23 protein-coding genes are annotated in these 24,214 nt (G+C 70.5%); 10 read left to right on the plus strand and 13 right to left on the minus strand.

All coding sequences use genetic code 11. The features are described 5' to 3' along the window. Positions 1 to 435 precede the first annotated feature (435 nt). Positions 436 to 2,010 carry a GMC family oxidoreductase N-terminal domain-containing protein gene (locus AB0M30_RS02620; RefSeq protein WP_364578972.1) on the minus strand — a complete coding sequence of 525 codons (1,575 nt, stop codon included), beginning with the start codon at positions 2,008 to 2,010 and terminating at the stop codon, positions 436 to 438. Between the two features lie 155 nt (positions 2,011 to 2,165). Between AB0M30_RS02620 and purS the strand changes: the two genes are divergently transcribed. Next, positions 2,166 to 2,405 (plus strand): phosphoribosylformylglycinamidine synthase subunit PurS, encoded by a 240-nt coding sequence (gene purS / locus AB0M30_RS02625; RefSeq protein WP_003056885.1) that lies wholly within the window; start codon positions 2,166 to 2,168, stop codon positions 2,403 to 2,405. Continuing rightward, positions 2,402 to 3,079, plus strand: a complete 678-nt coding sequence (gene purQ, locus AB0M30_RS02630) for a phosphoribosylformylglycinamidine synthase subunit PurQ (protein WP_364578975.1) — start codon at positions 2,402 to 2,404, stop codon at positions 3,077 to 3,079. Before purS ends, purQ begins: the two co-directional genes overlap by 4 nt. Positions 3,080 to 3,179: 100 nt before the next feature. Here purQ and AB0M30_RS02635 read toward each other — a convergent pair whose 3' ends face one another. The 3 genes from AB0M30_RS02635 to AB0M30_RS02645 all read right to left on the minus strand — a co-directional run bounded on the left by AB0M30_RS02635 (position 3,180) and on the right by AB0M30_RS02645 (position 7,050). Then, positions 3,180 to 3,608: a pyridoxamine 5'-phosphate oxidase family protein gene (locus AB0M30_RS02635; protein ID WP_364579590.1), complete on the minus strand. Its 429-nt coding sequence runs from the start codon at positions 3,606 to 3,608 to the stop codon at positions 3,180 to 3,182. 65 nt (positions 3,609 to 3,673) lie between these two features. Continuing rightward, the gene (locus AB0M30_RS02640) at positions 3,674 to 5,419 is read right to left on the minus strand and encodes an ABC transporter ATP-binding protein (protein ID WP_364578978.1); all 1,746 of its coding nucleotides are present in this window, start codon (positions 5,417 to 5,419) and stop codon (positions 3,674 to 3,676) included. Next, entirely contained in the window at positions 5,416 to 7,050 is a 1,635-nt protein-coding gene (locus tag AB0M30_RS02645; protein WP_364578981.1) for an ABC transporter ATP-binding protein, read from the minus strand. The genes AB0M30_RS02640 and AB0M30_RS02645 overlap by 4 nt, the downstream gene beginning before the upstream one ends. A 194-nt stretch (positions 7,051 to 7,244) precedes the next feature. Between AB0M30_RS02645 and purL the strand changes: the two genes are divergently transcribed. Then, a complete protein-coding gene (purL, locus tag AB0M30_RS02650; RefSeq protein ID WP_364579592.1) occupies positions 7,245 to 9,527 on the plus strand; it encodes a phosphoribosylformylglycinamidine synthase subunit PurL in 2,283 nt (760 codons plus the stop codon). Positions 9,528 to 10,042: 515 nt separating this feature from the next. Here purL and AB0M30_RS02655 read toward each other — a convergent pair. The 5 genes from AB0M30_RS02655 to AB0M30_RS02675 all read right to left on the minus strand — a co-directional run bounded on the left by AB0M30_RS02655 (position 10,043) and on the right by AB0M30_RS02675 (position 14,922). Next, on the minus strand, positions 10,043 to 11,146 hold the full coding sequence (locus AB0M30_RS02655; protein WP_364578983.1) for a pentapeptide repeat-containing protein: 1,104 nt from the start codon (positions 11,144 to 11,146) through the stop codon (positions 10,043 to 10,045). A gap of 4 nt (positions 11,147 to 11,150) precedes the next feature. Then, positions 11,151 to 12,074, minus strand: coding sequence for a hypothetical protein (locus AB0M30_RS02660; RefSeq protein ID WP_364578986.1), 924 nt, complete (start codon positions 12,072 to 12,074; stop codon positions 11,151 to 11,153). Between the two features lie 176 nt (positions 12,075 to 12,250). Further along, positions 12,251 to 13,120 (minus strand): lysozyme, encoded by an 870-nt coding sequence (locus AB0M30_RS02665; protein WP_103337914.1) that lies wholly within the window; start codon positions 13,118 to 13,120, stop codon positions 12,251 to 12,253. Positions 13,121 to 13,312: 192 nt separating this feature from the next. Further along, positions 13,313 to 14,113 (minus strand): lysozyme, encoded by an 801-nt coding sequence (locus AB0M30_RS02670; RefSeq protein ID WP_364578989.1) that lies wholly within the window; start codon positions 14,111 to 14,113, stop codon positions 13,313 to 13,315. 104 nt (positions 14,114 to 14,217) lie between these two features. Further along, positions 14,218 to 14,922, minus strand: coding sequence for a type VII secretion system-associated protein (locus AB0M30_RS02675; protein WP_364578992.1), 705 nt, complete (start codon positions 14,920 to 14,922; stop codon positions 14,218 to 14,220). Between the two features lie 56 nt (positions 14,923 to 14,978). Between AB0M30_RS02675 and AB0M30_RS02680 the strand changes: the two genes are divergently transcribed. Beyond that, the gene (locus AB0M30_RS02680; protein WP_199191251.1) at positions 14,979 to 15,359 is read left to right on the plus strand and encodes a sterol carrier family protein; all 381 of its coding nucleotides are present in this window, start codon (positions 14,979 to 14,981) and stop codon (positions 15,357 to 15,359) included. A gap of 25 nt (positions 15,360 to 15,384) precedes the next feature. Here the strand turns inward: AB0M30_RS02680 and AB0M30_RS02685 are convergent, their stop codons facing one another. Then, positions 15,385 to 16,182, minus strand: a complete 798-nt coding sequence (locus AB0M30_RS02685; RefSeq protein ID WP_364578995.1) for an SAM-dependent methyltransferase — start codon at positions 16,180 to 16,182, stop codon at positions 15,385 to 15,387. A gap of 200 nt (positions 16,183 to 16,382) precedes the next feature. Between AB0M30_RS02685 and AB0M30_RS02690 the strand changes: the two genes are divergently transcribed. From AB0M30_RS02690 to arfB, 6 genes are all read left to right on the plus strand, one after another. Then, on the plus strand, positions 16,383 to 17,261 hold the full coding sequence (locus AB0M30_RS02690; RefSeq protein ID WP_013230746.1) for a helix-turn-helix transcriptional regulator: 879 nt from the start codon (positions 16,383 to 16,385) through the stop codon (positions 17,259 to 17,261). Between the two features lie 254 nt (positions 17,262 to 17,515). After that, positions 17,516 to 17,755: a DUF397 domain-containing protein gene (locus tag AB0M30_RS02695; RefSeq protein ID WP_103337908.1), complete on the plus strand. Its 240-nt coding sequence runs from the start codon at positions 17,516 to 17,518 to the stop codon at positions 17,753 to 17,755. After that, positions 17,742 to 18,047, plus strand: a complete 306-nt coding sequence (locus tag AB0M30_RS02700; RefSeq protein WP_191315262.1) for a hypothetical protein — start codon at positions 17,742 to 17,744, stop codon at positions 18,045 to 18,047. The genes AB0M30_RS02695 and AB0M30_RS02700 overlap by 14 nt, the downstream gene beginning before the upstream one ends. Positions 18,048 to 18,267: 220 nt before the next feature. Continuing rightward, positions 18,268 to 19,794, plus strand: coding sequence for an amidophosphoribosyltransferase (gene purF, locus AB0M30_RS02705; RefSeq protein WP_364578997.1), 1,527 nt, complete (start codon positions 18,268 to 18,270; stop codon positions 19,792 to 19,794). 30 nt (positions 19,795 to 19,824) lie between these two features. Beyond that, on the plus strand, positions 19,825 to 20,895 hold the full coding sequence (gene purM / locus AB0M30_RS02710) for a phosphoribosylformylglycinamidine cyclo-ligase (RefSeq protein WP_364579000.1): 1,071 nt from the start codon (positions 19,825 to 19,827) through the stop codon (positions 20,893 to 20,895). 51 nt (positions 20,896 to 20,946) lie between these two features. Continuing rightward, positions 20,947 to 21,363, plus strand: a complete 417-nt coding sequence (gene arfB / locus AB0M30_RS02715; protein WP_364579594.1) for an alternative ribosome rescue aminoacyl-tRNA hydrolase ArfB — start codon at positions 20,947 to 20,949, stop codon at positions 21,361 to 21,363. Here arfB and AB0M30_RS02720 read toward each other — a convergent pair. From AB0M30_RS02720 to AB0M30_RS02730, 3 genes are all read right to left on the minus strand, one after another. Beyond that, complete coding sequence (locus AB0M30_RS02720; protein ID WP_364579003.1) at positions 21,360 to 22,112, minus strand: GNAT family N-acetyltransferase; 753 nt, start codon at positions 22,110 to 22,112, stop codon at positions 21,360 to 21,362. The two genes, arfB and AB0M30_RS02720, sit on opposite strands and share 4 nt — an antisense overlap. A gap of 186 nt (positions 22,113 to 22,298) precedes the next feature. Then, positions 22,299 to 22,973, minus strand: coding sequence for a VanZ family protein (locus tag AB0M30_RS02725; protein WP_364579006.1), 675 nt, complete (start codon positions 22,971 to 22,973; stop codon positions 22,299 to 22,301). Between the two features lie 267 nt (positions 22,974 to 23,240). Beyond that, a complete protein-coding gene (locus AB0M30_RS02730) occupies positions 23,241 to 24,149 on the minus strand; it encodes a Gfo/Idh/MocA family oxidoreductase (RefSeq protein ID WP_364579009.1) in 909 nt (302 codons plus the stop codon). Between the last annotated feature and the right edge of the window lie 65 nt (positions 24,150 to 24,214).

Genomic DNA, 24,214 nt, shown 5'->3' on the forward strand with positions numbered 1-24,214 from the left:
CCGCAACCCCGGAACGCGCTGGAAGTGTCGGTGGGCGCCGGTAAACTGGATACCGGGGGGCCGAGGGCCGCGCTTCGCTGCCGCGCGAAACGGTTCTGGGCGAACCGAACGCGCGGCTGAACCTCATCGCGCAACCCAGCTCCGCGGCCCGAAATCGAGCCAAGCTGCGCAAACCAGCCTGCAGGAATGCCTCGCCGCCCGCGCCACAGGCACCGCGGCCCGAGCTAGTCCGGCAGCCCGCACCGAGCCGCGGCCCACGCTAAACGCCCCGCCGCCCTCTTATGGAAGCCCGCCGCACGGCCGCTTGGCAGCGAGGCTGCGCGACCACTCCCACACGAAAGCCCGCCGCGGCCGGCCAGGCAGCGAAGCCTGCCGCGCCAAGGCCCCGCCACCGCAAACCCGTAGAACAGCCGACCGCAGCTAACCCAACCGCAGCTAAACCGACCGCCCCCGAATCAAATCCGCCGCCTTCTCCGCCACCATGATCGTCGGCGCGTTCGTATTCCCCCGCGGCACCACCGGCATCACGGACGCATCCACGACCCGCAACCCGTCCACCCCCTGAACCCGCAACTCAGCGTCAACCACCGACCCGATCGAGCAAGTCCCGACCGGGTGATAAAGCGTCTGCGTGTTCTCCCGGATGTGCTCGGCCAGCTCGGAATCACTCAAGTCGTGCCGCAACGGCAGGAACGGCTTGTCCAAGAACCGCCGCAGCGGCCCCACCTGCCCGATTTCGATCAGCGCCCGCAACCCGGCGATCATCGTCTCCATGTCCCGCGGTTCCGCGTAGTAAGCCGGATCGATTTCCGGCTTCCACAGCGGATTCGCCGACTTCAGCCGGAGCCGTCCGCGGCTCGCGACGTCCACCAGCGTCGCCGCCGAGGTGAACCCGGGCGCCGTCGGTTCGCGCAATCCGTTGTCGTAGAACAACGTTGGCGCGACATGGATCTGCATGTCCGGCGCCGGCAGGCCGTCCGTGGTCGGGTAAAACGCCCCCGCTTCGCCGATGTTCGACGTCAGCGGCCCGCGCTTCGTCAGCTGGTAGCGGATCAAGCCACGCGGAGTGGCCGCGTCGACCAGGTCGGTCGTGTCCTTTGTGGACCAGATGATCCCGCACGCCGGGTGGTCGTGCAGGTTCTCGCCCACGCCGGGCAGCGCCGCGACGACGTCGATGCCGTGCTCGCGCAGGTGCTCGGCCGGGCCGACACCCGAAACCATCAGCAGCTGCGGCGAGTTGACGGCGCCACCCGAGAGAATGACCTCCGCCGAAGCGCGCACCGTGCGCTCCACGCCGTTGTCCAAATAGGACACGCCGACCGCGCGGGTCCCCTCGAAGACGACGCGAGTGGCGGGCGCGAGGGTCTGCACCGTCAGGTTCGGCCGCGAAAGCGCCGGGCGCAGGTAGGCGTCCGCCGTGGACCAGCGGCGCCCCTTCTTGCACGTCACCTGGTAGACGCCGGCGCCTTCCTGGCTCTCGCCGTTGAAGTCGTCGGTGCGCTTGAGCCCCCACGCGACGGCCGAGTCGACCCAGGCCTGCGACAGCTCGTGGGTGAACCGGCGGTCTTCGACGTGCAGCGGGCCGTCGGTCCCGTGCAGCGGCCCGCCGAGCCGCTGGTTGCGCTCGGCGCGCTTGAAGTACGGCAGGACGTCGTCCCAGCCCCAGCCCTCGGCGCCGTGGGAATCGCGCCAGCCGTCGTAGTCGGCGCGGTTGCCGCGGATGTAGATCATCGCGTTGATCGACGAGCAGCCGCCGAGCATCTTCCCGCGCGGCCAGTACGACGTCTTGCCCGTGTGCTTCTGCTCGACGGTCTCGTAGTTCCAGTCCCACTTGGTCTTGAACAGCGACGCGAACGCGGCCGGGATGTGGATTTCGTCCGCGGTGTCCTCCGCGCCCGCTTCGAGCAGCAGGACCTGGGCCGACGGATCTTCGGTGAGGCGGTTGGCGAGGACGCACCCCGCGCTGCCGGCGCCGACGATGACGTAGTCGTAGGACTCCTGGACGGCCACGGTGCCTCCTGTTGGCGAGATGTCAACGACTCATCATGGCGCAGCCCCGCGCCCTCGGCCAGTCTAGGTTTCCCGGTGGGCCCCGCCAGGGGGTCGAGCGGGTGAACTATGCTCGCGGGGTACCCACGACCTGCGTGAATAAGGAGCAGCCTGCCGTGGCCCGAGTCGTCGTCGACGTCATGCCGAAGCCCGAAATCCTCGACCCGCAGGGGCAGGCCGCGCTCGGCGCCGCCGGCCGCCTCGGCTTTACCGGGATCACCGAGATCCGCCAGGGCAAGCACTTCGAGATCGAGGTCGACGACACGGTCGACGACGCGACGCTGGAGAAGATCGCCGAAGGCTTCCTCGCGAACCCGGTCATCGAGCAGTGGACCATCAAGCGGGTCGACGCGTGAGCGCGCGCATCGGCGTCATCACCTTCCCGGGCACCCTGGACGACGGCGACGCGGCGCGCGCGGTCCGCTACGCCGGCGGCGAGGCCGTGCCGCTGTGGCACGCCGACGAAGACCTGCACGAGGTCGACGCCGTGATCGTCCCGGGCGGCTTCTCCTACGGCGACTACCTGCGCGCGGGCGTGATCGCCCGGTTCGCGCCGGTCATGACGCCGGTGATCGAGGCGGCCCGCGCGGGCATGCCGGTGCTCGGCATCTGCAACGGGTTCCAGATCCTGTGCGAGGCCGGCCTGCTGCCGGGCGCGATGATCCGCAACCAGGGCCTGCACTTCATCTGCCGCGACCAGTGGCTGCGGGTGGAAAACACCGAAACGGCGTGGACCACCCGGTACGAGACCGGCGCCGAGATCCTCGTCCCGATGAAGAACATCGACGGCTGCTACATGGCCGAGCAGTCCACTTTGGACGAGCTGGAGGGCGAGGGCCGCGTGGTGTTCCGGTACGTCGGCGGGAACCCGAACGGCTCGCGCAACGACATCGCCGGGATCCGCAGCGAGAACGGCCGGGTCGTCGGGCTGATGCCGCACCCGGAGCACGCGATCGACGCGCTGACGGGGCCGTCGGACGACGGGCTCGGCATGTTTTTCAGCGCGGTGGACGCGCTCGTGAAGGCGTGAGGGCGGGCCGCGCCCCCGGTAACCATTCTACCGGGGGGCACCGACAGTTCCGGGGCCGTGGGCGCGAGTTGTCCACAGTTGTCCACAGCCCCGGACCGGGTCAGCTCTTGCTCTGGTCGTTCGACAGCCACTTCTCGGGCCGGACCCGGACCAGCACCGATCGCTCTCCGAGTGCCGAGTCGACGTAAGCCGTGGCCTGGTCCGACGGCCAGTACCGCTGCGCGATCCGCAGGGCCTGCTCGCGCGTCGGCGGTTCGTCGTTCGCCACCACCGGGCCCTCGACCGTCACGTACTTGTACGGCGGGTTCTCGTCCTGCGCCACCAGACTCAGCCTTCCCGCGACGCGGATCGAGCGGTCCTTGACCGTGTCGCGCTCCATCCAGATCAGCAGCTCGCCGCCGGGCGAGTAGTCGTACCAGACCGGTACCGCCAGCGGGGCCCGGCCGGCGCGCTCCACCGCGAGCACCCCGACGTGCACCCCGCTCAGGAACTCTTCGCGTTCCGCGGCGGTCATCACGAACGACGACATGTCACTCCCCAGGTAGCTGGTCATCCACCGGGGAGCAACACGTCGATCACTCCGGACATTCCGGACTAACTGGCCGCCGCGACCAGGCGGGCGTACGAACCGCCCGCGGAGAGCAGCTGGTCGTGCGGGCCCAGCTCGGTGATCCGGCCGCCTTCGACCACCGCCACCCGGTCGGCCGCCGCCGCCGTGTGCAGGCGGTGGGCGATCGCGATCACCGTCCGGCCCGCCAGCACGCTGTTCAGCGACCGCTCCAGGTCGCGGGCCGAGCCCGTGTCCAGCAGCGACGTCGCTTCGTCGAGCACCAGCGTGTGCGGATCCGCCAGCACCACCCGGGCCAGCGCCAGCTGCTGCGCGATCGCCGGCGGCACCGGGTGCTCGCCCGGTCCCAGCTTCGTGTCCAGCCCGGACGGCAGCGTCGCGACCCAGTCCGCCGCGCCCGCGGACGCGCACGCCGCCGTCAGCTCCTCGTCCGTCCAGTCGCCGCCCGCGCGGCGGGCCGGCAGGGCCAGGTTCTGCCGCAGCGTCCCGGAGAACACGTGGTGCTCCTGGGTCAGCAGCAGCACCTCGCCGCGCAGCACGTCGTCGGCCAGCGCCGAGACGTCCTGGCCGCCGATCCGCACCGAACCCGACGACGGCGCCGCGATGCCGGCCAGCAGCCGGCCCAGCGTCGACTTGCCCGCGCCCGACGGCCCGACGATCGCCAGCCGTTCGCCGCAAGGGACCCGCAGGTCGATTCCGTGCAGCACCTCGCGGTCGGCGGTGTAGCTGAACCGGACGCCGTGGACGTCGATGTCACGCCCGCGCGGTACCTCGTCCACCTTCTCCACGTGCTCGGCCGCGACCGTCCGGACGCCGAGGATCCGCCGGGCTGCGGCCGCCGCGACCTGCAGGTCCTCCAGCCAGAACAGCGCCTCGTTGAGCGGCGCCGCCATCGCCTGCATGTACAGCAGCATCGTGGTGATCTCGCCGAGCCCGGCCCAGCCGCGCGTGTACGCGAGCAGCCCGAGCGGCAGCATCACCGCCAGCGGCAGCACATAACTGATCTCCAGCGACGGCAGCCACCGCAGCTGCAGCGCCCGCATCCGGCGTTCCCCGAAGATGCTCTGGTCCAGCGCGTGGTGCGCGGCGTCGACTCGCCGCTCGGTCAGCCCGAGCGCCTCCACCGTGCGCGCACCCTCCGCCGTCTCGTGGACGCTGGTGGTCAGATCCGCCCACCGGTCCAGCATCCACTGCATCACCGACGGGATCCGCCGCTGGTACCAGACGTTCACCGGGACCAGCAGCGGCAGCGCGACCAGCAGGCCCAGCGCCAGCAGCGGGGACGTCAGCACCATCGCGACGACGGTGAACGCCACGGTCACCGCCGCGACCAGGATCTCCGGCGCCGCGAACCGCGCGGCGTGGTCGATCCGGCCGAGGTCGGTGGTGGCCCGGCTGAGCAGGTCGCCCGTCCCGGCCGCTTCGACCGTGCCGAGCGGCAGCTGCAGCGCCGTCCCGACGAACTCCTCGCGCGTCTCGGCCAGCACCAGCTCGCCGAACACCGCGCCGCGCATCCGCGCGACCTTCCGCGCCAGCGCCTGCAGCACGAGGATGGCGACGAACGCCGCCGCCAGCACGTCGACGTGCCCGGTCGTGGTGCCGGCCGCGACGTCGTCGACGAGCGCGCCGAGCAGCTGCGGCCCGGCGAGCCCGATCAGCGTGGCCACGGCCAGCGAGCCCAGCAGCAGGCCGAACTCGCGCTTGTGGCTCGCCGCCGTCGTCAGCGCCCAGCGCCGGACGTCCCGCCGGGACGCCGTGGGGAGCCGCTTCACACCGTCACCACCTTCGCCGTGAAAACTTCGTCTGCCACATGTGTCCACAAGGGACTCTGGCTGAACACCACCGTCGTCTTGCCCTGCCGCAGCGCGGTGACGCGTTCGGTGATGCGTGCCTCCGTGTGCGCGTCGACCGCCGACGTCGGCTCGTCGAGCACCAGGACGTCGGCGTCGGTCGCCAGCGCGCGGGCCAGGTTCAGCCGTTGCCGCTGGCCGCCGGACACCTCGCGGCCGCGCTCGCCGATCACCTCGTCGACGCCGTTGGGCAGCGCCTCGACGATGTCGTCGGCGTCGGCCGCGTACAGCGCTTCGGTGATGCTGACCCCGCCCGGCCGCGCCGGCGCCAGCTGCTCGCGCAGCACGCCCGAGAACCAGATGTCCTGGTTGTGCGCGTAGACGATCCGCCGCCGCAGCTCCGCGAGTGCGACGTGGTCCGCCCGGACGCCGCCGGTCAGCACCTCTTCGCCCTCGGCCGGATCCGCGAACCGGGCCAGCCGGTCGGCCACCGCTTCGCCGTCGGCGCCGAGGTCGACGACCGTCAGCCGGCCGGCCGGGACGCGGATCCCGGATTCGGTGTCCACCAGCTCCAACGGCCCTTCGGGCAACGGCACCGGCGTCTCCGGGTCCGCCAGCTTCGGGCGGATCGCCAGCAGCGCGACGACCTTCCGCGCGGCGACCAGGCCGGACGTGATCGAGCCGACCGCCTCCGTCGCCGCGGTGACCGGCCAGATCAGGAACGCCGAAACGCCGTAGAACGCCACCAGCTGCCCGAGGCCGATCTCGCCGGCCACGGCCAGCCGCGCGCCCAGCCAGGTGATCACCACGGTGACCAGGCCGGGCAGCGCGATCTCCGCGGCGGCCAGCCAGGCCTCGGCCTGGCCGACCTCGATGCCGGCCCGCCGCACCCGCTGGCTCGTTTCCCGGAAGCGGGCGAAGAACCGCCGCTCGCCACCGATGCCGCGCAGGATCCGCAGGCCGGACACGATGTCCGCGCCGAGCGCGTTGACGTCTCCGCGCTTCTCGCGCTGCTTGGACTTGCGCTTCTGCAGCGGCGCGAGCAGCGGCCCGATGCCCAGCACCGCGAGCGGCACGCCGACCAGCGCGACCACGCCGAGCAGCGGCGACGTCGAGATCAGCCACACCGCGACCACGACGAACGCCAGCAGCGAGCCGAACGTCCGCCCGGTCATCTCGACGGTGTTGCCGATGTGGTTGATGTCCGTGGTGCTGACCGCGACGAGGTTCCCGGTGGTCGTCTGCTCCCGCAGGGCCGCGCCGACGCGTGTGGTGTGGGCCGAGACAGCGCGCTGGGTGGAGCCCGCGCCGTGCAGCCACAGGCCGTAGTTCAGGAAGTGCATCCAGGTCCCGGACAGCGTCTGCGCGACCCCGAGCGCCGCCGCGACCAGCGCCCAGCGTCCGACGGCGGCACCGTCGTGCGCGCCGATGGCGCTGATGCCCTGGCCGACCACCAGCGGCATGAGCGCACCCGGCAGCGCCCAGACGACACCGATCGCGGCGGCGCCCAGCACCGTGCCGAGCCGGGCCCGGAACACGGCGAGCAGGAAGCGGCTCGCGGTCGGCCGCACGGGCAGCCGCAGCGGCGGAAAGGGATACGTGGCGGAAAGCACGATTTCCGACGGTAAGCCGACACCCCGGGGATGGCGACCGATTTTCCGCGCACCGCCCGAGTCCCGCTCCCGCCTCGCCGGATGTCGCCTCGGTCACACCGGTCGCGGGGTGCTCGGGTTCGGTGGCCCACCGTCCGGGGTGGCCGGGCCCGGCACGTATCCTGACGGCCGTGGCGAACCCTGACACGGACACCGTGACCAGCACCGTTGACACCACCGAGCGTGCCGGGGCGACCCCGGACCACACCCAGCCCTACCGCGAGCTCGGGCTCGCCGACGACGAGTACGCCCGCATCCGGGAGATCCTCGGCCGCCGGCCCACCGACGCGGAGCTGGCGATGTACTCGGTCATGTGGAGCGAGCACTGCTCGTACAAGTCGTCGAAGAAGCACCTGCGCTACTTCGGGGAGACCGCCACCGACGAGATGAAGGCCAAGATGCTGGCCGGCATCGGCGAGAACGCGGGCGTCGTCGACATCGGCGAGGGCTGGGCGGTCACCTTCAAGGTGGAGAGCCACAACCACCCGTCCTATGTGGAGCCCTACCAGGGCGCGGCGACCGGCGTCGGCGGCATCGTCCGCGACATCATGGCGATGGGCGCGCGGCCCCTCGCGGTCGCCGACGCGCTGCGCTTCGGCCCGGCCGACGCCCCCGACACCAAGCGCGTGCTGCCCGGCGTGGTCGCCGGCGTCGGCGGCTACGGCAACTGCCTCGGCCTGCCGAACATCGGCGGCGAGCTGGTGTTCGACCCGTCCTACTCCGGCAACCCGCTGGTGAACGCCCTGTGCGTCGGCGCGATGCGCGTCGAAGACCTGCACCTGGCGTTCGCGTCCGGCACCGGCAACAAGATCATCCTGTTCGGCGCCCGCACCGGCCTCGACGGCATCGGCGGCGTTTCCGTCCTGGCGAGTGACACCTTTTCGGGTGACGAGTCCTCGGGCGGCCGCAAGAAGCTGCCGAGCGTCCAGGTCGGCGACCCGTTCACCGAGAAGGTGCTCATCGAGTGCTGCCTCGAGCTGTTCGCGCAGAAGCTCGTCGTCGGCATCCAGGACCTCGGCGGCGCCGGGCTGTCCTGCGCGACGTCGGAGCTGGCCGCGGCCGGCGACGGCGGCATGCACATCTACCTCGACCGCGTTCCGTTGCGCGCCACCGGGATGACGCCCGCCGAGGTGCTCTCCAGCGAGTCGCAGGAGCGCATGTGCGCGGTCGTCTCGCCGGAGAACGTCGAGGCGTTCATGGCGGTGTGCCGCAAGTGGGACGTCATCGCGACCGACATCGGCGAGGTCACCGACGGCGAGCACCTGGTCATCACCTGGCACGACGAGGTCGTCGTCGACGTCCCCGCGCACACGGTCGCCCACCAGGGCCCGGTGTACGACCGGCCGATCGAGCGTCCGTCCACTCAGGACGCATTGATCGCGGACACCTCGTCGAAGCTGCCGCGTCCGTCCACTCCGGACGAACTGCGCGCGGACGTCCTGAAGCTGATTTCGTCGCCGAACCAGGCGTCGAAGGAATGGGTGACGTCGCAGTACGACCGGTACGTGCGCGGCAATTCCGTGCTGGCGCAGCCGTCGGACTCCGGCATGATCCGGATCGACGAGTCGTCGGGCCGCGGCGTCTCGGTGGCGACGGACTGCAACAGCAAGTTCGTCTACCTGGACCCGTACCGCGGCGCGCAACTGGCGCTGGCGGAGGCGTACCGCAACGTGGCCACCGGCGGCGCGACGCCGGTCGCGGTGTCGGATTGTCTCAATTTCGGCGCCCCTACCGACCCGGGCGTGATGTGGCAGTTCGAGCAGGCGGTGCACGGCCTGGCGGACGGCTGCGTCGAGCTGGGCATCCCGGTGACGGGCGGCAACGTGAGCTTCTTCAACCAGACGGGCTCGACGGCGATCCTCCCGACGCCGGTGATCGGCGTCCTCGGCGTGATCGACGACGTCACCCGCCGCATCCCGACGGGCATCGGCGCGGAGGCGGGCGAAACGCTCCTGCTGCTGGGCGAGACGCACGACGAACTGGACGGCTCGGCGTGGGCCCGCGAGCTCCACGGCCACCTCGGCGGCGTGCCCCCGCGCGTGGACCTGGCCCGCGAGAAGCTGCTGGGCGAGATCCTGGTGGCGGGTTCCCGCGACGGCATGATCTCGGCGGCCCACGACCTCTCGGACGGCGGCCTGATCCAGACCCTGGTCGAAACCGTCCTCATCGGACAGTGCGGCGCCCGCGTGTTCCTCGACGCGGACCAGGACCCGTTCGTGCAGCTGTTCTCGGAGTCGGCGGGCCGCGTGCTGGTGGCGGTCCCGCGCACGGAAGAGCTCCGCTTCACGGAGATGTGCACCGCGCGCGGCTTGCCGTGGCGCAAGACCGGCGTGGTCGACCCGGACTCGGGCACGCTGGAGCTGCAGGACATCACGGAGTTCACGCTCGACGAGCTGCGCGAGGCCTGGGAGCGCACGCTCCCGGCCCTGTTCGACTGACACCCGGACCTCGACCTGTCCACAGCCCTGCGGGGTTGTGGACAGGTCGAGGGTGCGCAAGCGTTTCCGGGCTTTTCGTCGGACCCCGCCGATAGACTGGAACTGGGGACGCCCCCCAAGGGAGGGCGGGGGCGGAGCTGGTGGCGGCGCAGCAGGCCATCAGGTCGCCTACCTACCTGGCTGGCGGGGCCGTCCGACTCGGCAACGACTCCGTGGCTGCCTACCGGCATCCACTCCGGACTTGAGTGGGCTGTTGGTCCGCGGATAAGTCACCCGGCAGTGCTGGAGATCCTCTCGCGCTACCGCGACTCGGCCGGCCTCGCCAAGGCCGGCCGTCGCAAGCTCACCGCGACCGCGAGGGGCCATGCTCGGCATGGCGAGCAGCTGGTCGAGTCGATCATGACCGCCCGCGGTGAGCGGGCCGCCGCCACCCCGGACCAGCACCTGCCCCGATCACAGCTCAAGACCCATCGAGACAACCCAAGGGGCCGCGGCGAAGCCGTGACCCGGCGGGCTCAGCCCACCTTGGCAATCACCCGCAAAGCCCCATCGTGCAGTTCCTCGAGGTCCCACGCCGAGGGCAACTGCACATCCTTCTCACCCCGAACCATCGTGTTGTACAACGAAACCGACTCCGGCAGCGAAGCGAACCGCAGGTCGGTCTGCCCGGCGAACCGCGTCCGCCGCAGGTCCAGCGAATCCGTCACCTGGGCCCCGGTGAATTCGACGTCGGCCCCGAACTCCGCGTCCTTGAACGTTGTCGGCCCGGCGAACTTCACGTTCCTGAAGTCGGCGATCTCGCAGAACCGGGTTCCGCTGAACCAGGCCACGCTCGCGAAAACCGCGTCACGGCAACGGAAGTAGCCCACCAGGCGGCCTTTCCCCGTGCCCGCGCCGGTGAAGTACGCCTTGCCGACCACGAGGCAGCGGCTGAAGTGGGTGCTGCTGTGCAGGGACGCGTAGCGCAAGAGGAGGTTGCCGATCTTGCGGTCGGTCAGGTCGAGGTACTCCAGCACCGCGCCGGTCAAATCCAGGTCGTAGGCCGGCGCCTCGGCGTCCGTCGCGGCCGGGAGCAGCTCCTTGACCAGCCGCTGTGCGGTGAGCCGGACCGTGAGCTCCTGCTCCTGCTCCGGCTCACCGGGCACGGTCTCCTGATCGCCACGGTCCGAATCCTCGTCGTACCGCGGGTGCTTGAACGGCCGCCGCAGGTAGGAGCACAGCACGTCCAGCACCGTCTGCGTGTAGGCCGGCCGGCTTCGCGCCAGCCCCGCCAGCGCGTGCAACGCCCCCACGCGCACCTGGTCGGCCGCGTGCCCGAGCAGCTCGACCGCCTTCGCGAACCGCTCGTCGGACACCCGCTCGCGATCCTGTTCCGCGCGCTGCGCCTCGAGTTCGTGACGCCGCCGCTCGATTTCCTGGCGGCGCTCCTCGACCCGGCGTCGCCGGTCGTTGAGCCACAGCGCGTACAGCGCCACGATCGCGCCGCCCGCCAGGCCGCCCGTCTTCAGCGCCTCACTGCGGCTGGTGGCGGGGTCGGTCAGCAGCCAGCCGCCGACCCCGAGCAGCAGCACCAGCGACGCGAGGAACGTCCACGCCAGCGGTGATCGCCACAGCTTCACCGGCTCAGGACACCAGCATCGTGCTGACGCAGAAGCCCTTTTTGTCGAAGTTCGTGGCGCTCAGCGTGCCCTTGACCGGCTTGCCGGCCGACGTCCCGGTGACCTCGCCCTCGACCAGGTACTTGTCGGTGGGCACGCTGCCGAGCTGCAACTGCAGCGGCGGCTTGAGGAACGTGTCGAGCCACGAGCTGAGCAGCTCCTTCGAGTCGGCGCAGCCCATGGCGACCGCCCCGGCGTTGTCGCCCGCGTTCAGCTTGTCGATGAAGCCCTGCAGCAGGACCTTCGCGTCCGAGTTGGCCCCGCCGCCGCCGTCGGGCGTCGTCGGCTTCGTGGCCGAGGCCGTCGGCCTCTTGGTCGTCGGCTTCGACGGGGACGGCTTGGCCGACGTGCTCGACGACGGGGCCGCGGCCGTGTTGGTGTCGTCCTTCGAGAGGAAGAACCCGGGAGCGACGAAGCCCGTGACACCGACCAGGGCGAGCACGACGACCACGGCGGCGCCGATGGCGATCCACATCCCGGTCTTGCTCTTCTTCGGCGGCGCGGGCGGCCCGCCGAAGCCCTGCGAGTAGCCGCCGGTCGCCGGGTCCCAGCCGGACACCTGGCCGCCCGCGTTCGGGTTCCAGGCCTGCTGGCCGTACTGCTGCGCGTTCGGGTCAGCCCACGCCGACTGCTGCTGCGCGTTGGGGTCAGCCCAGGCCTGCTGCGCGTACGGGTCGCCCCACGGCTGCTGCGGGTTGGCCGGGAAACCGCCCGACGCCGGCGGGTAGGCCTGCTGGTTCGGGTCCCAGCCCTGCGGGTACTGCTGCGTCGGGTACGGCTGTTGCTGCTGGTTGGGGTCCCACCCGCCCTGCTGCTGGAAGCCACCGGACTGCGGCTGGCCGTACGGGTCGGGCTGGCCGGGCTGGCCCGGCTGAGGCGGGTAGGTCATCTTTCATGCCTTCCGGGCGCTGGGTGTTCGTGCGCTTCCGACGTCCGGCGGGCATGTGCGGTTCCCCCCGAGGACGTGGCTGCGGCATTCTGCAAGCTCGGACGGTACGGCATGAAACCGGCTCCCGGTCGTGGCGACGCCAAGCCGTCACGATCCGGGAGCCGGGTGGGGGTGGGTCAGCCGTTGGCGAGTGCCTGGAGCCGGTCGTAGGCACCGTTGAAGGTGTCCTGGTCGAGCGGGCTCGAGGTGTACTGCCAAACGGTGTAGTAGCCCCAGTTGTAGGGCAGGGCGCCGACCGTCGACGCGTACCGCGCGACCCACAGCGGGGCGGTGCTGGAGAAGTCACCGCTCACGCAGCTGCCCCACCAGCTCGCCGACGTGTAGATCGCCGGGTAACGGCCGGTCAAGGAGTGGTAGGTGTCGTGGAAGTCGAGGATCCACGACGTCATCCCGGCCTTGCTCAGCCCGTAGCAGGTCGCGCCGTACGGGTTGTACTCCATGTCCAGCGCCCCGGGCAGCGTCCGGCCGTCCTTGGACCACCCGCCGCCGTGGGCGACGAAGTAGCGGGCCTGCGCCGCGCCGCTCGAGGTGTTGGGCGTGGCGAAGTGGTAGGCGCCGCGGATGAAGCCCTGGTTGTAGGAACCGTTGTACTGCTGGGCGAAGTACGGGTTGGTGTAGTTGGTGCTCTCCGTGGCCTTGGTCCAGACGAACCGCTTGCCTTGGTTCCACCAGTTCGCCCAGTCGACGTTGCCCTGGTAGCTGGCGACGTCCATGCCGGCCACCGTCGCCAGCACCTGGCCGGGCATGGCCTGGCCGGGTTGCGGCTGCTGCGCCGATTTCTGGGTGTCCGGAGTCGACTTGTCGCCTTCGACGCGCCGGATCTGCGAACCCAGTTCGTGGTTGTGCTGCGCGATGTCCGCGTTGATCGCGGCCACGGGGTCGACTTCGGGGGAGAAGGTCGTCGCCTGCGCCGTGCTGCCGAGCAGGAGCAGCGTGGCCGGGACGACCAGGGCAGCGAACAGCCGCCCTCTTCGGGAGGTGGACATCGTTGAATCCCTTCACGGAAACCCTCGCGATGAGCGGCTTACTGCAGGTAGCCGCCCGTGCACGATTGTTGAGGACGAAGTGGCGTTTGTCACTCAGTTCCGTGAAATTGGGTATACGTGTGGGTGATTTTCCCGGGAAGAAGATCGTTAATTGGTGACGAGTTAACACCTATTATTCGACGGTTGGGCCGTTCAGCCCAGCGCCAGGGCCAGGAGCCGGTCCGCCGGGCCGTTGAACCAGTTCTGGTCGCCGGGCAGCGTGCCGCGGTCGGCGAACTGCCAGATCGTGTGGATGCCCCAGCCGGCCGGCAGTTCGCCGATGAAGCTGTTGTAGCGCGCGATCCACAGCGGGTTGGCGCCGAAGCCGCCGTTGTTCGCGGTGCACCGCTTCCACCAGCTCGTCGACGTGTAGATCGTCGGGAACCGGCCGGTCGCCGCGCGGTAGGTGTCGGAGAAAGCGCGGATCCAGGCGACCACGCCCGCGGCGTCCTTGCCGTAACACGTTTCGCCGTACGGGTTGTACTCCGCGTCGAGCGCGCCGGGGAGGGTCTTGCCGTCGGCCGACCAGCCGCCGCCGTGGGCGAGGAAGTACCGCGCCTGGGCCGCGCCGTCGGAGATGTCCGGCCGCGCGAAGTGGTAGGCGCCGCGGATCAGGCCGACGTTGTACGAGCCGTTGTACTGCTGGGCGAACTGCGGGTTCACGAACCCGGTGCCCTCGGTCGCCTTGACGTAGACGAACTTCGCGCCCGATCCCGCCGCGCCGGGCCAGTCGACCGGCCCCTGGTGCCCGCTGACGTCGTGCCCGAGCTGCTGGTCGTCACCCCCGTACAGCACGTCGGGGCCCTCGCCGACGCCCTCGACCTTGGCGATCTGCGAACCCGCGTAGTGGTCCTCGGCACCGGTGTAGCGGTCGACGGCCTTCGCCGGTGCCTGCCCGGCCACGAGCAGGACCGACGCGAGGACGGCGGCGAAGGGCAGCGAACGTCGTTTCACCCTCTTGCTCCCCACCGATCTCGTGAGACTTCTCCAGTCTCACGATGCACCTGCGTCGCCGGATCGGCGACTCGATGATCACTCGATGGGGTGGGACCCGCAGGTCAGCGTCGTTCGTCGGCGACGGCCTTCAGCAGGTGCTCCGCCGGCACGACCGCCGTGATGAGGTCGTGCGGGTTGATCGCGACCGGGTGCCCGCCGAGCAGGTCGACGATGTCGCGGCCGAGCACCGCCCGCGCGTGCGGCCACTCGCGCGGGACCAGCGACTTGCGGGTGTAGGCGGGCACCATGACCCGGCCGTCGGTGTTGTGGAAGCCGATGACGGTCCGCTGCACCGGCGACATCGCGTAGACGAACAGCGTCGCGTCGAGGACGACCTTCGGCAGGTCCGACGGCGGGCGGTGTTCGGTGCGGACGAGCTGCAGCAGGTGTTCGAGGTCGTTCGCCGGTTCCGGGAAGCCGAGCGCCTTGGGCGAGGGCCGGTAGCGGTCGTTGGGGTGGAAGTCGGCGACGACGTCACCGGCACCGTTCACCGGGTACGCGCCGACGACCGCCCACGACGGCACCGGGCCGTTCGGGTCGAAGGCCTCGTCGATGACGTACAGCCAGCTGTCGGGGTTGGCGCGGGCGTTCGCCCGCATCTCCGCGGTGATCTCGGGTGTGCCGTGCTTGCCGGTGCGCCGGGCCTGCTGGCCCTCGCGCCGCGCGGCCCGGTTGTGCTTGCCGTGCCTGCCGGGGCGATCGGCTCCGCTTCCGGTGGGCTGCTGCGAAACCATCCGATCCGCCTCGTCCCGCTGCGCCATCGTCATCCCCACGTTCTCGGGTGTGCCTGCCAAGTCTTGGTGCGCCACTCTACTGTTTGCCCATGGCCTCTTCGCGTTCGGTCGACCCCGGACAGTTACGTGCGGCGGTGCTGGCGATTTCCCCGTGGTTGCAGGGCGATGCGCCCGCTCCGGCGCGCCCGGAACTGGCCGCGGCGGTGCGCCTTTCGCTGCGCGCGCTGGCGGCGGACGCGCCGGGCCGGACGGTCGAAGTCCGGGTGCCGCCCTTCGCCGCCGTGCAGTGCGTCGAGGGACCGCGGCACACCCGCGGCACCCCGCCGAACGTGATCGAGACCGACCCGCGCACGTGGCTCGAACTGGCCACCGGGCAACTGGACTGGACCACGGCCGTGGCGGACGGCCGGGTGACCGCGTCGGGCACCCGGGCCGACCTGTCCCACTGGCTCCCGCTGCTCCGCCTTTGACGGGCGGGCGAGGCGCGCGCCGGGACTAGGGCTTGCGGCCGATCCCGCCCGCGATGGTCCGCTGGGCCACGTTGAGCTCCTTGAGCCGCGGGCCGTCCGGCCACCAGTCGGCGCACCGGACCACGCCCGGGGGCACCATTTCGAGGCCGGGGAACAGGCCTTCGATCTCCGCCTGCTTCCGGAAGGTGCCCGAGCCCATCGGGCTGTGCAGGAAGAAGTCCTCCATCTTGCGGGCGGTCGCGGAGTCCTCGTCGTCGGGGTCGAAGAAGTGCGAGATCGCCACGAAGGAGCCCGACGGCAGGGCGTCGATGTACTCCTTCATGATCTCCGCCGGCCGCGCCGGGTCGCCGTTGAAGTGGTGCAGCGTGCCCATCTGGAGGAGGGCGACCGGCTCGGTGAAGTCGATGTGCTGCCGGACGACCTCGTTCCCGAGGATCCGCTGCGGCTCGAAGATGTCCTCGGCGACGAAGTGGGTGTTCTCGTTCTCCTCGAGCAGCGCGCGGCCGTGCGCGAGCACGACCGGGTCGTTGTCGACGTAGACGACCTGGATGTCCGGGTTGATCCGCTGGACGACCTGGTGGGTGTTCTCGGCGGTGGGCAAGCCCGAGCCGCAGTCGAGGAACTGGGTGATGCCGGTCTGGCTGGCGAGGAAGCGGCAGGCCCGGATCAGGAAGCCGCGGTTTTCGAACGCGAGGTCCTGCGCTTCCGGGGCGGCCTTCTGCACCTTGTGCAGGACCTCCCGGTCGATCTCGTAGTTGTCCTTCCCGAGCAGGAAGGCGTCGTACACGCGCGCGATGCTCGCTCGGGTCGGGTCGACCCCCACAGGAACTCGTTCGGTCCGGGTCGCGGCGTCGGGCATGTTGAACCTCGCAAGTTCTGTGTCGAAAGTCTCGTACTCTACGTAGAGTAGGACTACGCACGCATGCGGTAAACCGGGTCACCTCTTTGCGCAGGACGGCCCAACGTGTACTTTCGGTAGTCGGGCTAGGACCCCCTGGTGACGTGAGCGCGGAAGGGCCGGGAATGAACGCGGTGAACGCGTCCGCAGCTGAACAGAACATCGGCCCGACGGCGCGCCGCATGATCCTGGGCTCGCAGCTTCGCCGGCTCCGTGAAGAGGCCGGCATCACCCGCCAGCAGGCCGGGTACAACATCCGCGGGTCAGAGTCGAAGATCAGCCGGCTGGAGCTGGGCCGGGTCGGGTTCAAGGAACGCGACGTCACCGACCTGCTGACGATGTACGGCGTCGACGACCCGAACGAGCGACGCGCGTTCCTCGACATGGTCAAGCAGTCGAACGAGCCGGGCTGGTGGCGGCGCTTCGGCGACACCATGCCGAACTGGTTCACCGACCTCGTCGGCCTCGAAGAAGCCGCGGCGCGAATCCAGATCTGGGAGCCGCTCTACGTGTCGGGCCTGCTCCAGATCGAGCCGTACGCGCGGGCGATCTTCAGCCACGGCCGGTCGGAAATGGCCGACGAGCGGGTCGACCAGCTGGTCGCGCTCCGGATGCGGCGGCAGAAGATGTTCAGCAGGCCGGACGCGCCGCGCGTCTGGATGGTGCTCGACGAATCGGTGCTCTACCGCCCGATCGGCGGGATGAAGGTCCTCAAGCAGCAGATCGAATACCTGCTCGAGATGAGCGCGCTGCCGCACGTGTCGATCCAGGTCCTGCCGTACACGCGTAGCGGCCTCTCCGCGGAGCACGCGTTTTCGCTGCTCCGGTTCGGCGAGCCGGAACTGCCGAACATCGCCTACGTCGAATACATGACCGGCGCGCACTACATCGAGAAGCGCGAAGAGATCGAGAAATACAGCCGCGCGCTGGACATGCTGGCGGTCGACGCGGAGACGCCCGAGCGGAGCCGGTCGATGCTCGGCAAGCGCCGCCAGGAGATCTAGCCACCCCTCGCCTCGCTCCGCAGGCCGGGTTTGCTCAGGTGAGCGGTCACAAACAGTAGCCATTGCGCCGTTCGTGCACCCTCCTGTCACCCGATAGGTTAACGGCAGCTTGGCAATTCTTACCGTCGGCGAACTTTGCAAGAAATTCTGCACGTGCATTTAACTTTGCAGTCACACGTGCTAGCCTCGAATACGCGGGCAGATGCACATGCATATGCATCGCCCTGGAGCTTTCCGCATCGAGAGGTGGGCACATGGCTGAGCGATTCGAGAACGGCATCCCGGCCGATCGGCTGTCCGGTGCCGAATGGCGCAAGGCGAGCTACAGCGGTGCATACGGCAACTGCGTCGAGGTCGCGCCGCTGGTCAACGGGGAGATCGCGATGCGCAACTCGCGGTTCCCGACCGGCCCCGCGCTGGTGTACACGCGCGCGGAAATGGCGGCGTTCCTGGCGGGCGCGAAGGACGGTGAATTCGACGATGTCCTCGGCTGAGGCCGTCGCCCCCGTCTTCGACATCGAAACCGGACTGCAAGAGCTGGTGGCCCGCGGCTACCAGTTCGTCCACCCCGCCGACGAACGCGGTGAAGTCCTCGCCGTCGTCGGCGTGCGGGTGCACGACGACGTGGTGGACGTGGTCCGGCTCAACGCCGAGGACGACGTCGTGGCGACCAGGATGCCCGGCTCCGAAGAGAACATCTTCGAGCCGGAGCGGTGGCTGTGGCGCCGCCGCGGAGAAGGCGCGCAGGTGCTGACGGAGATCCTTTCGCTGCCGGATGCGTGTTAGCGATCCGGCCAAAAGCAGGCCGCCCCTCGCGCGGCACGTAACCGTTGCCGCGAAGTCATTCGGCCGTGACTGTGGTCGGATCGTCAACTATCGGCGCAGTAGCGGTACAGGCTTGCGGGCCCCGTCCGAAGTGGTCAGAACCACGCCGGGCGGGGCCTGACGCGTGTTCGAACCGTCTACACTGAAACCGGCCTGACCACGTCTTCCCAGGAGCTCCTCGGTGGTTTCCGACCCGCAAGTCGTGTCCGACCAGCCCGACCCGGAACCCCGTGAGGAGTGTGGCGTCTTCGGCGTCTGGGCTCCCGGGGAAGAAGTCGCGAAGCTGACCTACTACGGCCTCTACGCCTTGCAGCACCGGGGCCAGGAGGCCGCCGGCATCTCGGTCTCCGACGGCTCGCAGATCGTGGTCTTCAAGGACCTCGGCCTGGTCAGCCAGGTGTTCGACGAGCAGATCCTGCAGTCGCTGCAGGGGCACATCGCCGTCGGGCACTGCCGGTACTCGACCACCGGCGCCACCATCTGGGAGAACGCCCAGCCGATCTTCCGCACCACCGCGACCGGCAGCGGCCTCTCCTTCGCGCACAACGGCAACCTCGTCAACACGGCCGAGCTGCGCGAACGCACCCTCGAAGCGGGGCTCAAGCCGCACGCGGGCCTGACCGGCTCCTCCAGCGACTCCGACCTGATCTGCGGCCTGCTCGCCGCGAACGCCGCCGACAAGGGCATCGAGGCGGCGGCCATGGAGCTGCTGCCCACCCTCAAGGGCGCCTTCTGCCTGGTGTTCGCCGACGAGAACACCCTCTACGCGGCCCGCGACCCGCACGGCGTGCACCCGCTGGTGCTCGGCCGGCTCGAGCGCGGCTGGGTCGTCTCGAGCGAGACGGCGGGCCTCGACATCGTCGGCGCGTCCTTCGTCCGCGAGGTCGAGCCTGGTGAACTGATCGCCATCGACGCCTCGGGCCTGCGCTCGTCCCGGTTCGCGAACCCGGACCCCAAGGGCTGCGTCTTCGAGTACGTCTACCTCGCCCGCCCCGACACCACGATCGCCGGCCGCGGCGTGCACGCCACCCGCGTCGAGATCGGCCGCCGCCTCGCCTCCGAGCAGCCGGTCGAGGCCGACCTGGTGATGCCGGTGCCGGAGTCGGGCACCCCCGCCGCGATCGGCTACGCGCAGGGCTCCGGCATCCCCTACGGCACCGGCCTGGTGAAGAACGCCTACGTCGGGCGCACCTTCATCCAGCCGTCGCAGACCATCCGGCAGCTGGGCATCCGGCTCAAGCTGAACCCGCTGCGCGACGTCATCCGCGGCAAGCGCCTGGTCGTGGTGGACGACTCGATCGTCCGCGGCAACACCCAGCGCGCGCTCGTCCGGATGCTGCGCGAGGCCGGCGCGCTCGAGGTGCACGTCCGGATCGCGTCGCCGCCGGTGCGCTGGCCGTGCTTCTACGGCATCGACTTCGCCTCGCGGGCCGAGCTGGTCGCGAACGGCGTCGACCTCGACGGCATCCGGCGCTCGATCGGAGCCGACTCGCTGGGCTACATTTCCCTGGACGGCCTGGTCGCGGCGACGGAACAGCCGAAGTCGCGGCTGTGCACGGCGTGCTTCTCGGGCGAGTACCCGATTCCGCTGCCGGAGGACGCGCTGATCGGGAAGCACCTGCTCGAAAGCCTCGACGCGGTCAATGGCGCGGCGACCCCCGTCAGTCCCGCCGGGTACGGTGCCGAAGACGCCGTCCGGCGTCCCTAGCAGTTCCTTCCAGTAGGGAGTCCTTCCACCGTGAGCGAGTCCACGAGCGCCACGTACGCCGCCGCCGGCGTCAGCATCGACGCCGGCGACCAAGCCGTCGAGCTGCTCAAGCCGCACGCCGAGCGGGCGACGCGGCCCGAGGTCATGGGTGGCGTCGGCGGTTTCGCCGGGCTCTTCTCCCTGAAGCTCGACAAGTGGAAGGAGCCGGTGCTCGCGTCGTCGACCGACGGCGTCGGCACGAAGATCGCGGTCGCGCAGGCGCTCGACAAGCACGACACCGTCGGCATCGACCTGGTCGCGATGGTGGTCGACGACCTGGTCGTGACCGGGGCCGAGCCGCTGTTCCTGCAGGACTACATCGCCGTCGGCAAGGTGCACCCGGAGAAGATCGCCTCGCTGGTCGGCGGCATCGCCGAAGGCTGCGTCCGGGCCGGCTGCGCGCTGCTCGGCGGCGAGACCGCCGAGCACCCGGGCATGATGGGCGAGCACGACTACGACATGTCGGCCACCGGCGTCGGCGTGGTCGAAGCGTCGCAGCTGCTCTCGCCGGAAAAGGTCCGGCCGGGTGACGTCGTGCTGGCCCTCGGCTCGTCGGGCCTGCACTCGAACGGCTACTCGCTGGCCCGGCACGTGCTGCTGGACATCGCCCGGATGCCGCTCGGCGGGTACGTCGAGGAGTTCAGCCGCACCCTCGGCGAGGAGATGCTGGAGCCGACGCGGATCTACGCGAAGGACTGCCTCGCCCTCGCCGCGGAGACCGAGGTCCGGACGTTCGCGCACATCACCGGCGGCGGCCTGGAGGCCAACCTCGCCCGGGTCATGCCGCGCGGCCTGGTCGCCCGGCTCGACCGCGGCACCTGGACGCCGGCGCCGGTGTTCGCGCTGATCGGCCAGCGCGGCAAGGTCGAGCGCGCCGAGCTGGAGAAGACGTTCAACATGGGGGTCGGCATGGTCGCGATCGTCGGCGCCGAAGACGTCGACCGGGCGCTGGCCATGCTGACCGCGCGGCACGTCCCGGCGTGGGTGCTGGGTGACGTCCAGCCCGCCGAAGACGTCGACGGCCCGCGCGCGGTGCTCTCGGGTGACCACCCCCGCTTCTGACAGAAGTCCCTTGCTCGCGGCTGTCACACTTGAGGGGTGGCAGCCGAAGACGTGGTGATCGGCTCCCGGTTCACGATCCCGGGAGCCGAGTTGAGCGAGCGCTTTTCGCGCTCGTCCGGCCCGGGCGGGCAGGGCGTGAACACCACGGACTCGCGGGTCGAGCTGTCCTTCGACGTCGCCGCGTCGCCGTCGATCCCCGAGCACCTGCGTGACCGGGTGCTGACCGGGCTCGGCTCGCGGCTGGTCGACGGCGTCCTGACGATCGCCGCCAGCGAACACCGGTCGCAGCTGCAAAACCGCGAGGCCGCGCGGGGGCGCCTGGCGAACCTGCTGCTGGACGCGTCGGCGCCGCCGCCCGCCAAGCGGCGCCCCACGAAGCCGTCGCGCGGTTCGAAAGAGCGCCGCCTGGCGTCGAAGAAGCGCCGGAGCGACGTGAAGAAAGGCCGCTCCGGCCGCTTCGAGGACTAACTCAATGACAGGTGCACGCACTCCCCGGCCGGCCGGAAGCCGACGCGGGCGTAGACGTTTCCGATCCCGAGGTCACCGGGGGTCAGGAACGCCGTGTGTGCGCCGGCCTCGTGGACCTCGCGGGTGAGGTGCGAGGTCAGCGCCGCGGCGATTCCGCGGCCGCGGAACGGTTCGAGCACGGCGATCCCGGCGATCTCGGTGGTGCCGTCGACGATTTCGAGCGCGAGCCCGCCGCCGAGGACCGTCTTCGTCGCGAGATCCTCCGCCAGGAGGTGCCGCACGCCGGCTTGCCGGCCGGCTTTCAGCTGTTCGACCTCTTCGTCGCCGATTTCCGCGGGCTCGCCGAACGCCGTGTTCTGCGCCGAGCGCATGCGCCGGAAGTCCTCGGCGGACTCCGGCTCGCGCAGCCGGATCCCGGCCGGAGCCGGCTTGTCGACCCGCGCGGCCGGCGCGCACGTCATCAGCGGCACCCGCCGTTCGAGCTCGTAGCCCGCCTCGACCAGCAGTTTCTCCAGGTCGGGTGCGACGTCGGTGAAGTACTCCAGCCGCGGGAGCAGGTCCCGCCGCCGGTAGGCCGCGGTCAAAGCGCCGATCTCGGCCGCCGTCGGCTTCGCGCCGTCGTCCGGGATCGCGTAGTTGAGCATCGGGTGGGGCGTGCCCGGCGAGTAGGTCGCGAGGAACGGGCCGACCTGCTCGGTCTCGCGCCCGCGCGGCGCCGTCGTGCGGACATAGGTCTGGATGGCGGACATTGCTGGGTGAGAGCCTTTCGAGAGCACGTCAAGGAACCGCAGCCCTCGGAACGGGCGTGCGGGGCGGGGCGCTGGGCGTCGGGCCTAGCGAGGGCCGACGCCGGAGACGGCGCCAGGCATAGGCAGTCATTCCTTGAAGTCGAAACGGGCTCTTCGCAGCCATGATCGCACGGCCGGCAACCGGATTTACTGGCGTTCCGGGTGCGCGATGGCCGCGTAGCGCGTGTCCCAGACCGATCTCGGCACCCGCAGCCGGAGCGTCGGAGCTTCGCAGATCGTGCGGCGCGGCAGCGGGATCGCCACCGGCACCGGCACCGGCACCGGCACCGGCGGCACCGCGTCGAGCGTGCGCCAGCCCCGGCGGCTGAGGGCCGCGCCGAGCGTCGCGCCCGCCGTGTTGAGCAGGACGTCGTCCGCCGACGTCACGCGGCCGGTGTGGATCAGATATTGCGTACCTTCCACCAGCACGGACGCGACCAGCGCCGCCAGGGCGATCCGCAGCAGCGCGCGCAGGCGGTGGATCCGCAGCGGGAGCAGCGCGCCGAGCGGGCCGAGCAGCAGGACGTTGCCGATCACCTGCCAGAGTGATCCGTCGCTGCTGAGCGCCGCGGTGACGTCGGCACCCGGCACGAGGTCCAGCGTGCTCTCGGCCGAACCGTCGACGGGCATCGTGACCAGGCAAAACACCAGGAAAATGACGAGTAAGACAGCGCAATCGACGGCGGCCGTCGCCCTCGCGCGGCGCGCGCCCATTCTCCGGCGGCGCCTCGCCGCGAGCAGTGGCCAGCCGAGCAGCGCGTACGGCAGCGCGATGGCCGCAATCGGAACCATCCCCCAGAAGGTGCGCAGCAGAGCTCCCATGCGCCTCCCTTCTCGAACCCCTCAAGATCTTCGGTGCGCAGTACTTCGACCCCTTGCAAGATCACCTTCGCATCGCAAGATCGACTCGGCATTCCGAGCGGACCGCACTATTCGGTGATCTTTCCGGTGGCGCCGTTTGTTCTTCCGTGGTTCGGTCAGGAGACACACTGTCCACAGTGGAGCCTGTGGACAACCCTGTGGATGAATTCGCCGGGAAAGTGTGAAAGCGTTGCGCGGCAACGAAAAGGTGTGAGGTGTGCCTGTGTACTACTTCGCGGCGAGTGCGCGCGCCTGCTCGAGCAAACGCTGAAGGTGCAGACCTCGCCGGACGTCGCACGGGTGCGTCGTCGTGCCGCTCGCGATCATCGCCGCGAAATCGTCCAGCAGTGCGGTGTAGGACTCCTGCGCGGAGCCCGGTTTGCGCCCGAGCGTCCGGTAACCGTGCTCTCCCCAGACCGCGACTTCGACGACGGTCGGCTGCACCGGCAGCCGCAGCGAGAGCGTGGCCGTGCTGACCACGCCGCCGTCGTGCGCCAGCATCAGGTGCCAGAGGTCGCCGGGGCTCTGCCGGGCCGCCACCACCTCGGTGATCGGACCGAGTGCGGCGTCGAGCAGGTCGAGGGCGTGCGGGCCGATGTCGGACAGCGCGCCGCCGTCCTCCTGCCGCCACTCCGAGGCGGCGTACTGGCCGCCGAGCAGCGAGCCGGACAGCCAGCGCGCACCGCCGCCCGCCCAGCCGCCCGCCTGGGCGAGATCGGCGAGCCACTCCTGGGTCTGCGCCGAATAACGCAAGGTCAGCATCACGAGCGCGGCCACGTCGGCGGCCGCGACCGCGTCGGCCAGCCGTCGCGCGCCGTCGAGGTCGGCGGCGATCGGCTTCTCCAGGATCAGGTGCTTCCCGGCCTCGGCCGCGCGCACGCCCAGCTCGGCCTGGATCGACGGCGGAACGGCGAACGCGACCGCGTCCACCTGCTCGAACAGTTCCTCGACGCTGCCGGCGGCGACCGCGCAGTGCGTCTCCGCAAGCGTTTGCGCCGCCTCCGGCCGCCGGGCCCAGACCGCGGTCAGCGCGGTGCCGGGGTGATCCGCCAGTCCGGGCGCGTGGATCGTCGTCGCCCACGGGCCGGCGCCGATCAGGCCGACGCGCAGCTGTCCGTCCGCGATGAGCTGTCCCACGGCCCGCAGTCTAGGTGTGTCCCGCGTCGCTCCGGAACCGCACCTGCGCCGGGCACCGGCCTGGT

The sequence above is a fragment of the Amycolatopsis sp. NPDC051716 genome (genome assembly GCF_040681595.1).
Lineage (GTDB): Bacteria > Actinomycetota > Actinomycetes > Mycobacteriales > Pseudonocardiaceae > Amycolatopsis.

Bases quoted from the DNA above. Each gene is read 5' to 3' on its own strand.
- AB0M30_RS02635 (WP_364579590.1), bottom strand. From the start codon at position 3,608: ATGTCGTCGTTCGTGATGACCGCCGCGGAACGCGAAGAGTTCCTGAGC.
- AB0M30_RS02660 (WP_364578986.1), bottom strand. From the start codon at position 12,074: ATGACCTACCCGCCTCAGCCGGGCCAGCCCGGCCAGCCCGACCCGTAC.
- AB0M30_RS02665 (WP_103337914.1), bottom strand. From the start codon at position 13,120: ATGTCCACCTCCCGAAGAGGGCGGCTGTTCGCTGCCCTGGTCGTCCCG.
- AB0M30_RS02675 (WP_364578992.1), bottom strand. From the start codon at position 14,922: ATGACGATGGCGCAGCGGGACGAGGCGGATCGGATGGTTTCGCAGCAG.
- AB0M30_RS02680 (WP_199191251.1), top strand. From the start codon at position 14,979: ATGGCCTCTTCGCGTTCGGTCGACCCCGGACAGTTACGTGCGGCGGTG.
- AB0M30_RS02690 (WP_013230746.1), top strand. From the start codon at position 16,383: ATGAACGCGGTGAACGCGTCCGCAGCTGAACAGAACATCGGCCCGACG.
- AB0M30_RS02695 (WP_103337908.1), top strand. From the start codon at position 17,516: ATGGCTGAGCGATTCGAGAACGGCATCCCGGCCGATCGGCTGTCCGGT.
- AB0M30_RS02700 (WP_191315262.1), top strand. From the start codon at position 17,742: ATGTCCTCGGCTGAGGCCGTCGCCCCCGTCTTCGACATCGAAACCGGA.
- AB0M30_RS02720 (WP_364579003.1), bottom strand. From the start codon at position 22,112: ATGTCCGCCATCCAGACCTATGTCCGCACGACGGCGCCGCGCGGGCGC.
- AB0M30_RS02725 (WP_364579006.1), bottom strand. From the start codon at position 22,973: ATGGGAGCTCTGCTGCGCACCTTCTGGGGGATGGTTCCGATTGCGGCC.